Genomic DNA, 13,912 nt, shown 5'->3' with positions numbered 1-13,912 from the left:
TTGCATCTTTCTCGCCGCACCGGTAGGTGAGGACCACCAATCCGGTTTCACGTGCACCCCAGGGGATTAGCTATGGCCTATAACATCGTCACCATCGTCGGCAGCATCCGCAAGCAGAGCTTCTCGCTCAAGATCGCCAATGCGCTGGCCAAGCTCGCGCCGGCCTCGCTGAAGCTCGACGTGACGACCCTCGAGGGCATTTCCTTCTTCAACCAGGACCTCGAGGCGGCGCCGCCGGCGGACTGGCTGGCCTTCCGCGAAAAGCTGCAGAAGTCGAACGGCGTGCTGTTCGTGACCCCTGAATACAACCGCTCGGTCCCGGGCGTGCTGAAGAACGCCATCGACGTCGCATCGCGGCCCTATGGCAAGAGCTCATTCCAGGGCAAGCCGACCGGCATCATCTCCAACTCGCCGGGCCCGCTCGGCGGCGTCAGCGCGGCGAAGCACCTGCAGAACATCCTGCCGGGCATTTCCGGCCCGATCCTCGGCCAGCCGGAAACCTACCTCAACGGCGTCGGCGATGCCTTCGACGACCAGGGCGAGCTGACCAAGGACGCGCTCAAGACGGTGTTGCAGCAGTACCTCGTCGCCTTCGCAGCCTTCGTCGAGAAGCAGAACGGCTAATCAAATTTAGCATTCCATTAACCGCCATGGCCGCATCGTCGCGGCCATGGTTTCCCGCACGCGCCTCAAATCGATTCTGTCCGGCCTTGCCCTCTACACGCTGGCAGCGCTGATGGTCGGCTATTTCGGCGTCAACGCCTACACCGGCAAATACGGCCTGAACGCGCGGCAGGAGCTCGACCAGGAAATCATCGCGCTGACCTCGGAGCTGGCGCGACTGAAGAAGGAGCGGGCCGAGGGCGAGCAGCGGGTGTCGCTGTTGCGCTCGGACCGGGTCGATCCCGATATGCTGGACGAGCGTGCGCGCTTCCAGCTCGACTACGCAAATCCGCGTGATCTGGTTCGGATCAACAAGTCGAACTGACGCGTTCTCAAATTTCAAAAACACCCGCGCGCTATCACAAAAATGTCGCGCTGCGTTGCAGTGCGGCATAGCAAAATTCCATCCGGCGAACGCAATCCTTCCAAGGCGATTTGAGTTGGGTTAGAGAGGGTTCTTCGACTTCTCTCACCCGGAATTGCCATGGCCGCACCCAAGAAAAGCGTCGCAAAAGAATCAGGGCAGGAGAAGGCTGGCTCGCCGCCCGAATTCACCAGGGAGCAGGAGCTCAAGGCGCTGCGGGACATGCTCCTGATCCGGCGCTTCGAGGAGAAGGCCGGTCAGCTTTACGGCATGGGTGCGATCGGCGGCTTCTGCCATCTCTATATCGGTCAGGAAGCCGTTGTGGTCGGCATGCAGATGGCGCTGAAGCCGGGCGACGAGGTCATCACCGGCTACCGGGACCATGGCCACATGCTGGCTTGCGACATGGAAGCCAGGGGCGTGATGGCTGAATTGACCGGACGCCGCGGCGGCTATTCCCGCGGCAAGGGCGGCTCCATGCACATGTTCAGCAAGGAGAAGAATTTCTACGGCGGTCACGGCATCGTCGGCGCGCAGGTGTCGCTCGGCACCGGCTTGGCGTTCGCGAACCGCTATCGCGGCAACGATGCCGTCAGCGTGACCTATTTCGGCGACGGCGCGGCCAACCAGGGCCAGGTCTATGAAAGCTTCAACATGGCGGAGCTGTGGAAGCTGCCGGTGATCTATGTCATCGAGAACAATCGCTATGCGATGGGCACCGCGGTGTCGCGCGCATCGGCGCAGCAGGACTTCTCCAAGCGCGGCGCTTCCTTCAACATTCCCGGCAAGCAGGTCGACGGCATGGACGTGCGCGCGGTGAAGGCCGCCGCCGATGAGGCCACGGCCTGGTGTCGCGGCGGCAATGGTCCGATGATTTTGGAGATGCAGACCTACCGCTACCGCGGCCACTCGATGTCCGATCCGGCGAAGTACCGCACCCGTGAGGAGGTCGAGAAGGTCCGTCACGATCAGGACCCGATCGAGCAGGTGCGCACTCGCTTGCTGGCCGCCGGCGTCAGCGAGCAGGACTTGAAGGCGATCGACGCCGAGGTGCGCGAGATCGTCAACGAAGCCGCCGACTTCGCGCAGCACGATCCGGAGCCCGATCCGTCCGAGCTCTACACCGACATCTACCGCTGACCTCATCCGCGCAGACTAAATTTCAAGACCGATTTCGGGAGCCGATATGCCCATTCAAGTGCTGATGCCTGCGCTGTCGCCCACCATGGAGAAGGGCAACCTCGCCAAATGGCTGAAAAAGGAAGGCGAGACCATCAAGTCCGGTGACGTCATCGCCGAGATCGAGACCGACAAGGCGACGATGGAGGTCGAGGCAACCGACGAGGGCACGCTCGGCAAAATCCTGATTCCGGAAGGCACCGCCGACGTCGCGGTGAACACGCCGATCGCCACCATCCTGGCCGACGGCGAAAGCGCCGCCGACCTCGCCAAGGTGCCCGCAGCTCCCGCGCCGCAGCCGAAGGCCGCGGAGGCGACGCCTGCTGCCGAAGCCAGGGCGGAAGCGCCGCAGCCCGCGGCGAAGGCGCCGGCCGCGCCGGTCAGCGAGGCGCTGCCCGATCCGGAAATTCCCGCAGGCACCGAGATGGTCACGCAGACCATCCGCGAGGCGCTGCGCGATGCGATGGCCGAGGAGATGCGGCGCGACGGCGACGTCTTCATCATGGGCGAGGAGGTCGCGGAGTATCAGGGCGCCTACAAGGTGACGCAGGGCCTGCTGCAGGAGTTCGGCGCCCGGCGCGTGATCGACACCCCGATCACCGAGCACGGCTTTGCCGGCATCGGCGTCGGCGCGGCGATGGCGGGCCTGAAGCCGATCGTCGAATTCATGACCTGGAATTTCGCGATGCAGGCGATCGACCAGATCATCAACTCCGCCGCCAAGACGCTCTATATGTCCGGCGGCCAGATGGGCTGCTCGATCGTGTTCCGCGGTCCGAACGGCGCCGCCGCGCGCGTCGCCGCCCAGCACAGCCAGGACTACGCCGCCTGGTACTCGCAGATCCCGGGTCTGAAGGTGATCGCGCCGTATTCGGCAGCCGACTACAAGGGCCTGCTCAAGGCCGCGATCCGCGATCCCAATCCGGTGATCTTCCTCGAGAACGAGATGCTGTACGGCCACACCGGCGAGGTGCCGAAGCTCGACGATTTCGTGCTGCCGATCGGCAAGGCGCGGATTGCGCGCGCCGGCAAGGACGTCACCATCGTCTCCTGGGCGATGGGCATGTCCTATGCGCTGAAGGCCGCCGATGAACTCGCCAAGGAAGGCATCGAGGCCGAGGTCGTCGATCTCCGCACTATCCGTCCGATGGACACCGACACGATCATCAATTCGGTGAAGAAGACCGGTCGCGCGGTCACGGTGGAGGAGGGCTGGCAGCAGAGCGGCGTCGGCTCCGAGGTCGCGGCGCGCATCATGGAGCACGCGTTCGACTATCTCGACGCGCCGGTGGCGCGGGTCTCCGGCAAGGACGTGCCGATGCCCTATGCCCACAACCTGGAAAAGCTCGCTCTGCCGTCCGTCGCCGAGGTGGTCGCGGCCGCCAAGGCCGTGTCCTACCGGTAACGCCGATGGCCGGTCCCAAGGAGCAGCCGCTGCCGCCTGACGTGATGGGCCGCGAGGACGCCATCGAGGTGCTGCGCGCCTTTGTCGTCGACGGCGGCCTGTCGATCGCGTTCCAGCGCGCCTTCGAGGAGCCGGACATGTGGGGGCTGATGCTCGTCGACATCGCCCGCCACGCCGCACGCGCCTATGCGCGCGAGAGCGAATACACCGAGGACGAGGCGCTCGCGCGCATCGTCGAGATGTTCGAAGCCGAAATCGCCCGGCCGACCGACATGGGCCAAACCAAACCGCGGTCGCAACAAGGTCACTGACAATGCCGATCAATATTCTCATGCCCGCGCTGTCGCCGACGATGGAAAAGGGCAATCTCGCCAAGTGGCTCAAGAAAGAGGGCGACAAGGTCAAGTCCGGCGACGTGATCGCGGAGATCGAGACCGACAAGGCGACGATGGAAGTCGAGGCGGTCGATGAAGGCACGATCGCCAGGATCCTGGTGCCCGAGGGCACGCAGGACGTGCCGGTCAACGACGTCATCGCGGTGATGGCCGGCGACGGCGAGGACGTGAAGGCGGCCGCCAGCGCCGGCGGTGGCGCGGCCCCGGCGGCCAAGCCTGCCGAGGCGCCGAAGCCCGCCGCCCAGCCCGCGCCTGCGGCAACTGCCGCGCCTGCCGCGGCTCCCGCACCGGCGGCTGCGTCCGCACCGCAGCCGGCAGCGGCGCCTCAGCCCGCCGCACCGGCCGCGCAGGCCAACGGTCACGCCCGCATCTTCTCGTCGCCCCTGGCGCGCCGGTTGGCAAAAGAAGCCGGCATCGATCTCGGGCGCATCACCGGCACCGGCCCGCACGGCCGCGTCATCGCGCGCGACGTCGACGAGGCCAAGTCCGGCAAGGGCCTGAAGGCGCCGGCGGCCGCGCCCGCCGCCGCAGGGCCGAGCATCGCACCGTCGATGTCCGACAAGCAGATCCTCGCGCTGTTCGAGCCGGGCTCCTACGAAATCGTGCCGCATGACGGCATGCGCCGCACCATTGCGCAGCGTCTGACCGCCTCGGTGCAGAACGTCCCGCACTTCTACCTCACCATCGACTGCGACATCGGCAAGCTGCTCGCCGCGCGCGAGGAGATCAACGCGTCAGCACCGAAGGACAAGGAGAAGAAGCCGCTCTACAAGATCTCGGTCAACGACTTCGTCATCAAGGCGATGGCGGTCGCGCTGCAGAAGATTCCGAACTGCAACGTCAGCTGGACCGAAGGAGGCATGGTCAAGCACAAGTATTCCGACGTCGGCGTTGCGGTGGCGATGCCGGGCGGCCTGATCACGCCGATCATCCGCAAGGCCGAGACCAAGACGCTCTCGACCATCTCCAACGAGATGAAGGATTTTGCCGCGCGCGCCCGCGCCCGCAAGCTGAAGCCGGAAGAATATCAGGGTGGCACCACCGCGGTGTCCAACCTCGGCATGTACGGCATCAACCACTTCACCGCGGTGATCAACCCGCCGCACGCCTCGATCCTCGCGGTCGGCACCTCAGAGGAGCGTCCGGTGGTGCGCGGTGGCAAGATCGAGATCGCGCACATGATGAGCGTGACCCTGTCGTGCGATCACCGCGCCATCGACGGCGCGCTCGGCGCCGAGCTGATCGGCGCCTTCAAGCAGCTGATCGAGAATCCCGTGATGATGATGGTGTAACGGGCATCAGCCATGTACGTGATGTCAGGTCCGTACGTCCTGCTCGCCGCCATCGCCGTCGCGTTGCTCGTCGCGGTCAACCGCGACCTGATATCGACGATCCAGTTTCGGATCATGATGATCGGCATCGGCGTGCTGGCGCTGGTGTGGTCCGTTGTGCTCGGCGCGGTATGGCAGGAGTACAGATGAATGGCCGGCACGGTTCGCACGCGCTGGCCCTGGATCTCGCTGCTGTTGTCCGCCGCGCTGGTGCTCAATCCGGTCGGGCTGGATTTGCTGCACTCTGCGTTCTTCGCCGGCGAACAGCTGGCGCGGAACATCGCCCAGCCCATCGTGCTGACGGCCCTGGTCATCATGGCCGTGGTGGTCGGGCTCGAATGGCTGGTCAGGACATTGATCGCAAGAAGCCGCGCCCGCGGCGCCACAGGTTGAGTTGAACGGGAGCCGCCATGGCCGACACATCTTTCGACGTCATCATCATCGGCTCCGGCCCCGGCGGCTACGTGACCGCGATCCGCGCCGCGCAACTCGGCTTCAAGACCGCGATCGTGGAGAAATCCTATCTCGGCGGCATCTGCCTGAACTGGGGCTGCATCCCGACCAAGGCGCTGCTGCGCTCGGCCGAGATCTACCACTACATGCAGCACGCCAAGGATTACGGGCTGTCGGCAGACAATGTCTCGTTCGATCCGAAGGCGGTGGTGCAGCGCTCCCGCGGCGTCTCGAAGCGCCTCAACGACGGCGTCGGCTTCCTGATGAAGAAGAACAAGGTCACGGTAATCTGGGGCGATGCGACGATCGATGCGCCCGGCAAGATCACGGTGAAGAAGTCGGCGGTCGAGGCGCCGAAGGGCACGAGCGGCGAGGGCAGCTATCAGGCCAAGCACATCATCATCGCGACCGGCGCGCGGCCGCGTGTGCTGCCGGGGCTCGAGCCCGACAAGAAGCTGATCTGGACCTATTTCGAGGCAATGGTGCCGGAGCGGATGCCGAAGTCGCTTTTGGTGGTCGGCTCGGGCGCGATCGGCATCGAATTCGCCTCGTTCTTCCACACCATGGGCGCCGACGTCACCGTGGTCGAGGTGCTGCCGCAGATCCTCCCCGTCGAGGATGCCGAGATCGCGGGCCTCGCGCGCAAGCGCTTCGAGAAGATGGGCATCAAGATCATGTCTTCGACCAAGGTGACAAAACTCGAGAAGAAGGCCGACAGCGTGGTCGCGACCATCGACGACGGCAAGGGCCCGCCGCAGGCCAAGGAATTCGAGCGCGTGATCTCGGCGGTCGGCGTGGTCGGCAATATCGAGAATCTCGGGCTGGAGAAGCTCGGCGTCAAAACCGACCGCGGCTGTATCGTGATCGACGGTCTCGGCAAGACCAACATCCCCGGCATCTACGCGATCGGCGACGTCGCGGGACCGCCGATGCTCGCGCACAAGGCCGAGCATGAGGGCGTGATCTGCATCGAGGCGATCAAGGGCCTGCATCCGCACCCGATGGACAAGCTGATGATTCCGGGCTGCACCTACTGCAACCCGCAGGTCGCTTCGGTCGGCCTGACCGAAGCCAAGGCCAAGGAAGGCGGCCGCGAGATCCGCGTCGGCCGCTTCCCGTTCGTCGGCAATGGCAAGGCGATCGCGCTCGGCGAGGACCAGGGCCTCGTCAAGGTGGTGTTCGACAAGAAGACCGGCCAGCTGCTCGGCGCGCACATGATCGGCGCCGAAGTCACCGAGCTGATCCAGGGCTATGTCGTGGCGATGAATCTGGAGACCACGGAAGAGGAATTGATGCACACTGTGTTCCCGCATCCGACCCTGTCGGAAATGATGAAGGAAGCGGTGCTCGACGCCTACGGGCGCGTGCTGAATATCTAACAAGCGGACGCGTCGCAGATGGAACTCCCGTCATCCTGAGGTGCGAGCGCAGCGAGCCTCGAAGGATGCACGGCCCGGATCGAGCGGCGGGGCCTGTCGCCCTTCGAGACGGCCGCTTCGCGGCCTCCTCAGGGTGACGGGTCCGGCAGTGAAGAATTCACAAAGAACAAGAAAGAGGAGATCCAGTGAAAGACAACGACAACCTCACCATCGAACGTCCGACCTTCGTCACCCACCTCGAATGCGCGATGGAGGGCGATCACTATCCGGCCGACCAGGTGCACAACCTGTCCAAGGCCGGCAAGCCGCTGCTGGTGCGCTACGATCTGGCCGGCGTGAAGAAGGCGCTGACGAAAGACGCGCTGGCCGGGCGTCCGGCCGATTTGTGGCGCTATCGCGAGCTGCTGCCGGTGCGCCAATGCAAGGACATCGTCAGCCTCGGCGAAGTCACGACGCCGCTGATCCGGTTGCCGAGGCTTTCTGCCAAGCTTGGCGGCGGCGAGATCATCGTCAAGGATGAGGGGCGGCTGCCGACCGGCTCGTTCAAGGCGCGCGGCCTCGTGATGGCGGTGTCGATGGGCAAGGCGCTCGGTATCAAGCACATGGCCATGCCGACCAACGGCAATGCCGGCGCGGCGCTGGCCGCCTACGCCACCTCCTGCGGCATCAAGACCACGATCTTCTGCCCGGCGGATACGCCGGAGGTCAATGTCAGCGAGATCGAGCTGCAGGGTGCGACGGTCTATCGCGTCAACGGTTATATCGACGATTGCGGCAAGATCGTCGGCGAGGGGAAAGCCAAGGTCGGCTGGTTCGATACCTCGACCTTGAAGGAGCCGTACCGGATCGAGGGCAAGAAGACGATGGGCCTCGAGCTCGCCGAGCAGCTCGGCTGGGACGTGCCCGACGTGATCTTCTATCCGACCGGCGGCGGCACCGGCCTGATCGGGATGTGGAAGGCGTTCGACGAGCTCGAGAAGATCGGCTTCATCGGATCAAAGCGCCCGCGCATGGTCGCGGTGCAGGCCTCCGGCTGCGCGCCGATGGTGCGGGCCTATGAGGCGGGCACCGAGCATGCGGCGCGCTGGGAGGACGCTCATACCATCGCTTCCGGCATCCGCGTGCCGCAGGCGATCGGCGACTTCCTCATTTTGCGCGCGGTGCGTGACAGCAAGGGATTTGCGATCGCCGTCGATGACGACAAGATCACCGCTGCGCTGAACGAGGTCGCGCGCGAGGAGGGGCTGTTGCTGTGCCCCGAGGGCGCCGCGACCTATGCCGCCTACACGCAGAGCCTCGCCGACGGCCGTGTCTCGAAGAGCGACCGCGTGATGCTGTTCAATTGCGCCAGCGGCCTGAAATACCCGCTACCGCCGGTCACCCGCACGCTGGACCGGCACAAGCCGATCGACTTCGCGCAGTTCTGACGCCTCATCCGAAGGGCCATCTTGTCGAAAGGTGGCCCTTCAAAAATGATAGAACAAAGAAGATTGAGGGAGAGCATGATGCGGAAGCTGGTTCTGGCCGTGTTGGCGATGTTGGCGTTCACGGGGGCCAGTTTCGCGGAAACCTATCCGGCGCATCCGATCACCATCGTGGTGCCGTTCGCCGCCGGCGGTCCGTCGGATGCGATGGCGCGCATCCTCGGCGAGCGCATGAAGCAGTCGCTCGGCGAGGTGCTGCTGATCGAGAACGTGACCGGAGCGGGCGGCTCGATCGGCGTCGGCCGCGCGGTGCGCGCGGCGCCCGACGGCTACACCGTCTCGTTCGGCCATCTCGGCACTCATGTCGCGAACGGCGCGATCTACAAGCTCGGCTACGACCTCGTCGCTGACCTCGAGCCCGTGGTGCTGCTGCCGAGCAATCCGATGATCATCGTCAGCAAGAACGCCGTGCCGGCGAAGTCGCTGAAGGAATTGCTGGAGTGGCTGAAGTCGCGGCCGGCGCCGCCGACCGCGGGCACCGCCGGCGCCGGCAGCGGCAGCCATATCGCCGGGCTCTATTTCGAGAACGTCTCCGGCATCAAGCTGCAATACGTGCCGTATCGCGGCACCGGGCCGGCGCTGAACGACCTCGTCGCCGGCCAGATCGACATCATCGTCGACCAGACATCGAACTCGATCAACCAGGTCCGCGCCGGCAATATCCGCGCCTATGCGGTCACCGATTCCAAGCGGGTCGCCAATGCGCCCGACGTGCCGACCGTCGATGAGGCTGGCCTGCCGGGCTTCCACATGACGCTGTGGTCCGGCCTCTGGGTGCCGAAGGGCACGCCGAAGGAGATCGTGGCCAAGCTCAACGCCGCCGCGGTCGAGGCATTGGCCGACCCCGCCGTGCAGAAGCAGCTCGAGAATCTCGGCCTGCAGATGCCGCCGAAGGATCAGCTCACACCGGAGGCGCTCGGCACCTGGCAGAAGGCCGAAATCGCAAAATGGTGGCCGATGATCAAGGCCGCCAATGTGAAGGTGGATTGAGCACCGTCGGCGATTCAGGCACGCATACGATAAGGACAGCTCATGGAGAAATACGGCGCAGGGGCGATCGTTGTCTCCGCCTATGATCCTAACTGGCCGGCGTTGTTCGATCAGGAGCGCGCGAGGATCGAGGCTGCGCTCGGAGGTCTTGCGCTCGCGGTCGAGCATATCGGCAGCACGGCGGTGCCGGGGTTGCCGTCCAAACCGATCATCGACCTGCTGGTTGGTGTGCCAAATTTTGACGACGTGCAACATCGCTATGTCGAGCCGATGGCCACGCTCGGTTACATCTATATGCCGCAGTACGAGTCATGGCTGCCGGGCGAGCTGTTCTTCCGCAAGGGACCGCCCGGGCCCTGGACCCACCATGTCCACGTGATGCCGCTGTCCCACCCCCGTTGGCAGCAACTGATTTTGTTTCGCGATTATCTCCGCGCCCATCCCGAGGCCGCGCGCGCCTACGCGGACGTCAAGCGCGAACTCGCCTGCACGTCCAGGGACGACATCGCCGCGTATCGCAACGGCAAGAGCGCGTTCGTTGAAGCGACCACCGCCCGGGCGCTGGCCTGGGGCGCCGAGCGAGGCCGGTGATCCCTCGATCGCGCACAGTCGCGCGACCGCTGGCCTGCCGTGACGGCGGCGCTTACTGCGCCGGTGCCGCGTTGCTCTCCTGCGTCACGACGTGCTCGCCGTTCTTCGCCATCGCCGTGCCGGCGTCATCGAAGCGCACACGATAGACCGCGAAATTCTCCATCACGCGCTGCACGTAATTGCGCGTCTCCGAGATCGGAATCCGCTCGACCCAGTCGACTGGATCGACGTTGGGATCGCGCGGGTCGCCATAGGCCTTGACCCAGTCGCGGACGCGGCCGCGGCCGGCGTTGTAGCCGGCAAACGTCATGATGTGGCAGTTGCGATATTCCGACAGCAGCGCGCTCAATTCGGCCGCACCCATCTGGGTGTTGTAGACGGGATCGGAGACCATCCTGCTCCAGTCATAGCTGACGCCGAAACGCTTTGCGGTGTCGCGGCCGGCCTCCGGCGTCACCTGCATCAGGCCGACAGCGTTGGCCGGCGACTTGTCGCGCTGGTCGAATGCGCTTTCGGTGCGCGCGATCGAGTAGGTCATGCTGCGCCCGATATCGGGGGCGATCGGGGTGTGCTTGGGAATGCCGATGACCGGGAAGGCGTAATGGTCGAAGGCAAAGCCGCGGCCGAGCGCGATCTTGCCGATCTGCAGCATGGCGCGGGCATCGTTGCGGCGGCCGGTGAGCTCGCCGAGCGCCTCGAGCATGCCGACATCTGTGCTTTCCTCGGCGAGGTCGGCGGCGAAATAGAGCACGATGTCGGGCTCGCCGATCGCATAGAGCATGTCGGCGGCGCGGACCCGCTCGTCGGCGGCGGTGCTGCCGGCGCTCGCTGCAGGCGAGGGCGCGCGCAGCTCGACGCCGTCTCGGCCGAGCTTGGCCAGTGCGAGCTGACCGTAATAGGCGGTCGGGTAACGCGCCGCGGCCTGGTAGTCGGCCCGCATTGCCGCGGTGTTGCCGAGTGCCTCGGCGGCGCGGCCGCGCCAATAGGCGGCGCGCGCCAGCACGGTCGGATTGGTCTGGCCCTCGTCGATCCGCGCGAAATGCGCCGCGGCGGTCTTGGCGTCGTTGAGATAACGCAGCGCGATCCAGCCGCGCATGAAGTGCATGTCGGAGCGGTAATAGGGGTTGTCCGGCGCCGCCGCCGGGCGGATCACGTCATAGGCCGTCTGGTATTGGCCCTGGTCGAGCAGCTTGCGGGAGAGGATGCGGCGCTCGCGCCACCATTGGTCGGTGTCCTGCTGCGCCATCGTGTCGGGGGCGGCTGCAATCGCCACGCGCGCCGCATCGTCGATCCTGTTCTTCGCGAGCAGCCACTGGATCCGGCACAGCGTGTAGCCGAGGTCGCTGCGGGCATCCGCCGGCACGTCGTTGAGTGTGTCCTCTGCCTTGCTGGATTGTCCGCGAACCGCGCCGCAGGCCTTCACGATCGCCAGCTCGTCGCTGCCGAGCCGCTGCGCCGCGCGCCTGGCGGCGGCGAGGTCCTTGGCGCCGATCCGCTTGTCCATGCGCGCGCGATGATCGTCGCGCGTCAACAGGTCCTTGAATGCGTCATAGGCGTCGCTCTCGGTGCGGTCGGACAAATCCTCCGTGCGCCAGGCCTCGCGCACCAGCTTGGTGGCGCCGTCGCGGTCGCCTTCGGCGAGCAGGGTGCGGGCGAGCGCAAACTTGCCCTTGGCACTGATTGGCTGATCGAGGGTGAAGCCGTGCACCGTGGCCGGATCGCTGCGCTCCTGCCAGATCCGTGCCTCGGCTCGGCGGCGCAGCAGCGTGACGCTTGGCCAGTCCGGGTTGGTGGTGACGAACGCCGCATAGCGGCTGTAAGGCGCGTTCGACTCGGAGTGGCGCAGCAGATACCACTCGACGAGCTTCCGCCCGACCGGGTCGGTGATCTTCGCCTGGATATCGGTCGCCTCGCTGGTCTTGCCCCTGCGTGCAGCGACGATCGCGTCCCTGATAGTGGCGAGATCGCCGGACAATTGCGGCCCAGCGGGTTTCTCGGGCTCTGAAACCTTCGAGGTCTCAGTTTTGGTGCTCGATTTTGCTTTGGCCGATTTGCGTTTGTCGACGCCGTGCCTGGCATGCCGGCGCTTGCCGGAGGTGCTCTCGCGTGCGGATTTGGCCCCGTGCGCCTTCTTGTCGGCGTGGCCGCTCTTGGCCTGGTGCTGGTGATGCGGCTTGGCGGTCGCCTGGACCGGAAGCAGCGCAAGCGCGGCGGCGGTGGCGAAGCACGCCAGCGGACGTAGGCAACGGTTCATTCCCTGGCCCCCCTGAAAGCATCAGGCACAAACGGAACGCGTCGTACGCGGCACAACGGCCGCAAATTACCACTACCCTCGATTCTCGAGTGTTAACGCTGCTGCAACTCAACAGGGAAAACACGGCGAAATATGGAATGTGACGTGTGGAACCCGCGGGAACCGGGGTTCTCTCGGGCAGTGAGGCGCGGCCGCCACACGCTTTGACCTATCCCTCCTGGGTTGTATCCTCGCGGCCGAGCGCGTCGCGAGGGGGACCGATGTCACTGATTGAACAGTCATTACTGGCCGGTCGGTCATGACCGCTCGCCTCACCACCATCCATGACGGCGGCCGCTATTTCGAGGGCCCGCGCTGGCATCGCGGGCGGCTCTGGTTCGTCGACTGCATGGCACGGACGCTGCTCAGCATCAGCCCGTCGGGCGAGCTGCAGGAGCATGCCGCGGTGGCCGACGACACGCCGTGTGGTCTCGGCGTGCTGCCCGATGGCGACATTGTCGTGCTGACGATGTTCAAAAAGCGGCTGCTGCGGTTGAGCGATGGGGCGCTGTCGCTCTATGCCGACCTCTCCGAGGTCGCGACCGGCACGATCGACGACATGATCATCGACGGGCAGGGGCGCGCCTATGTCGGTGATCTCGGCTTCAACCTGCCGCCACCAGAGGGCCGCGGCGCTGTCGGCCGGATCATCCTCGTGATGCCTGATGGCAGCGCCCGCGTCGTCGCGGACGGCTTGCGCTTTCCCAACGGCATTGCGGTTTCCTCCGACCACCGCCGGCTCGTCGTCGCCGAAATGGATGGCGCCTGCCTCGCCGACTACGACATCGTGGCGGACGGTAGCCTGCATTTGCGCGGGCGGCTCGGCCGCATCAACGATCCCGACGGCATCTGCCTTGATCGCGACGGCGCGGTCTGGGTCGCATCGTTCACGGAAGATGCCTTTGTCCGGATCGATCGCGATGGTGTGGAGCGTGAGCGTATCGGCGTCGCCGGCCGCCGCGCGCTTGCCTGTGCGCTCGGCGGCGCCGATCGCCGGACGCTGTTCTGCCTGAGCGCGGAGACGTCCTACGAGGAGCTGCGCAAAGGCAAATCGGTGTCGCGCATCGATGTGGTCGAGGTCGATACGCCAGGTGACGGCTATCCCTGAGCCGCTCCCCGTTCGGCAAGACGGTTCGCTTTGGCCTTGAATTATGTTCTTGTTTCGTTCATATTGATGCGCTCCGGGAGGAGCCAGCATGGACGCCGAGAGAGACCGGGACATCATCAGGCTCTGGAACGAGCTCCGCCGGCTGCAGCGGGAGGGGCGTCCGACGGCGTTGCTGGTCCGCCGGATCGAGAAGGCCCTGGCGGCAAGGGAAACGGCAAGCGAGCAGGCGGCGGCCTGAGGCGCTTGTCTTGACGCGTTTGCCCCACGCGAGCCGGCA

General features: G+C 65.5%; 15 protein-coding genes. 14 read left to right on the top strand and 1 reads right to left on the bottom strand.

What is annotated here, in order from left to right:
- Positions 1-72: 72 nt before the first annotated feature.
- The 12 genes from G6P99_RS24990 (at position 73) to G6P99_RS24935 (ending at position 10,234) form a co-directional block, all read left to right on the top strand.
- On the top strand, positions 73-624 hold the full coding sequence (locus tag G6P99_RS24990; RefSeq protein WP_165123729.1) for an NADPH-dependent FMN reductase: 552 nt from the start codon (positions 73-75) through the stop codon (positions 622-624).
- Between the two features lie 46 nt (positions 625-670).
- Positions 671-988 carry an FtsB family cell division protein gene (locus G6P99_RS24985; RefSeq protein ID WP_029080870.1) on the top strand — a complete coding sequence of 106 codons (318 nt, stop codon included), beginning with the start codon at positions 671-673 and terminating at the stop codon, positions 986-988.
- A gap of 159 nt (positions 989-1,147) precedes the next feature.
- On the top strand, positions 1,148-2,167 hold the full coding sequence (gene pdhA, locus G6P99_RS24980) for a pyruvate dehydrogenase (acetyl-transferring) E1 component subunit alpha (RefSeq protein ID WP_029080871.1): 1,020 nt from the start codon (positions 1,148-1,150) through the stop codon (positions 2,165-2,167).
- Positions 2,168-2,213: 46 nt separating this feature from the next.
- On the top strand, positions 2,214-3,611 hold the full coding sequence (locus G6P99_RS24975; RefSeq protein WP_029080872.1) for a pyruvate dehydrogenase complex E1 component subunit beta: 1,398 nt from the start codon (positions 2,214-2,216) through the stop codon (positions 3,609-3,611).
- Between the two features lie 5 nt (positions 3,612-3,616).
- On the top strand, positions 3,617-3,922 hold the full coding sequence (locus tag G6P99_RS24970; RefSeq protein ID WP_029080873.1) for a DUF5076 domain-containing protein: 306 nt from the start codon (positions 3,617-3,619) through the stop codon (positions 3,920-3,922).
- 2 nt (positions 3,923-3,924) lie between these two features.
- Positions 3,925-5,298, top strand: a complete 1,374-nt coding sequence (locus tag G6P99_RS24965) for a pyruvate dehydrogenase complex dihydrolipoamide acetyltransferase (protein WP_029080874.1) — start codon at positions 3,925-3,927, stop codon at positions 5,296-5,298.
- A 12-nt stretch (positions 5,299-5,310) separates the two neighbouring features.
- Entirely contained in the window at positions 5,311-5,487 is a 177-nt protein-coding gene (locus tag G6P99_RS24960; protein ID WP_165123727.1) for a hypothetical protein, read from the top strand.
- Entirely contained in the window at positions 5,488-5,730 is a 243-nt protein-coding gene (locus G6P99_RS24955; protein ID WP_029080875.1) for a hypothetical protein, read from the top strand.
- Positions 5,731-5,747: 17 nt separating this feature from the next.
- On the top strand, positions 5,748-7,169 hold the full coding sequence (lpdA, locus tag G6P99_RS24950) for a dihydrolipoyl dehydrogenase (protein WP_029080876.1): 1,422 nt from the start codon (positions 5,748-5,750) through the stop codon (positions 7,167-7,169).
- A 185-nt stretch (positions 7,170-7,354) separates the two neighbouring features.
- Positions 7,355-8,596 (top strand): threonine synthase, encoded by a 1,242-nt coding sequence (locus tag G6P99_RS24945; protein WP_029080877.1) that lies wholly within the window; start codon positions 7,355-7,357, stop codon positions 8,594-8,596.
- Between the two features lie 78 nt (positions 8,597-8,674).
- Positions 8,675-9,643: a tripartite tricarboxylate transporter substrate binding protein BugD gene (locus G6P99_RS24940; protein ID WP_029080878.1), complete on the top strand. Its 969-nt coding sequence runs from the start codon at positions 8,675-8,677 to the stop codon at positions 9,641-9,643.
- A 42-nt stretch (positions 9,644-9,685) separates the two neighbouring features.
- Positions 9,686-10,234: a GrpB family protein gene (locus G6P99_RS24935; protein ID WP_029080879.1), complete on the top strand. Its 549-nt coding sequence runs from the start codon at positions 9,686-9,688 to the stop codon at positions 10,232-10,234.
- Between the two features lie 52 nt (positions 10,235-10,286).
- Here G6P99_RS24935 and G6P99_RS24930 read toward each other — a convergent pair whose 3' ends face one another.
- A complete protein-coding gene (locus G6P99_RS24930) occupies positions 10,287-12,488 on the bottom strand; it encodes a lytic transglycosylase domain-containing protein (protein WP_029080880.1) in 2,202 nt (733 codons plus the stop codon).
- 298 nt (positions 12,489-12,786) lie between these two features.
- On the opposite strand from G6P99_RS24930, the gene G6P99_RS24925 reads away from it, so the two are divergent.
- Entirely contained in the window at positions 12,787-13,635 is an 849-nt protein-coding gene (locus tag G6P99_RS24925) for an SMP-30/gluconolactonase/LRE family protein (protein WP_029080881.1), read from the top strand.
- A gap of 88 nt (positions 13,636-13,723) precedes the next feature.
- Complete coding sequence (locus G6P99_RS24920; protein WP_156928572.1) at positions 13,724-13,873, top strand: hypothetical protein; 150 nt, start codon at positions 13,724-13,726, stop codon at positions 13,871-13,873.
- Positions 13,874-13,912: the final 39 nt, after the last annotated feature.

Source organism: Bradyrhizobium sp. 6(2017) (assembly GCF_011058295.2).
GTDB classification, from domain to species: Bacteria; Pseudomonadota; Alphaproteobacteria; order Rhizobiales; family Xanthobacteraceae; genus Bradyrhizobium; species Bradyrhizobium septentrionale.
The sequence above is the reverse complement of the archived record's forward strand: the minus strand, read 5'-3'. Positions and strand labels throughout refer to the sequence as shown.

Coding starts and splice junctions, on each gene's coding strand:
- G6P99_RS24985 (WP_029080870.1), top strand. CDS start 671: ATGGTTTCCCGCACGCGCCTCAAATCGATTCTGTCCGGCCTTGCCCTC.
- lpdA (WP_029080876.1), top strand. CDS start 5,748: ATGGCCGACACATCTTTCGACGTCATCATCATCGGCTCCGGCCCCGGC.
- G6P99_RS24970 (WP_029080873.1), top strand. CDS start 3,617: ATGGCCGGTCCCAAGGAGCAGCCGCTGCCGCCTGACGTGATGGGCCGC.
- G6P99_RS24935 (WP_029080879.1), top strand. CDS start 9,686: ATGGAGAAATACGGCGCAGGGGCGATCGTTGTCTCCGCCTATGATCCT.
- G6P99_RS24920 (WP_156928572.1), top strand. CDS start 13,724: ATGGACGCCGAGAGAGACCGGGACATCATCAGGCTCTGGAACGAGCTC.
- G6P99_RS24975 (WP_029080872.1), top strand. CDS start 2,214: ATGCCCATTCAAGTGCTGATGCCTGCGCTGTCGCCCACCATGGAGAAG.
- G6P99_RS24940 (WP_029080878.1), top strand. CDS start 8,675: ATGCGGAAGCTGGTTCTGGCCGTGTTGGCGATGTTGGCGTTCACGGGG.
- G6P99_RS24960 (WP_165123727.1), top strand. CDS start 5,311: ATGTACGTGATGTCAGGTCCGTACGTCCTGCTCGCCGCCATCGCCGTC.
- G6P99_RS24990 (WP_165123729.1), top strand. CDS start 73: ATGGCCTATAACATCGTCACCATCGTCGGCAGCATCCGCAAGCAGAGC.
- pdhA (WP_029080871.1), top strand. CDS start 1,148: ATGGCCGCACCCAAGAAAAGCGTCGCAAAAGAATCAGGGCAGGAGAAG.
- G6P99_RS24955 (WP_029080875.1), top strand. CDS start 5,488: ATGGCCGGCACGGTTCGCACGCGCTGGCCCTGGATCTCGCTGCTGTTG.
- G6P99_RS24925 (WP_029080881.1), top strand. CDS start 12,787: ATGACCGCTCGCCTCACCACCATCCATGACGGCGGCCGCTATTTCGAG.
- G6P99_RS24965 (WP_029080874.1), top strand. CDS start 3,925: ATGCCGATCAATATTCTCATGCCCGCGCTGTCGCCGACGATGGAAAAG.
- G6P99_RS24930 (WP_029080880.1), bottom strand. CDS start 12,488: ATGAACCGTTGCCTACGTCCGCTGGCGTGCTTCGCCACCGCCGCCGCG.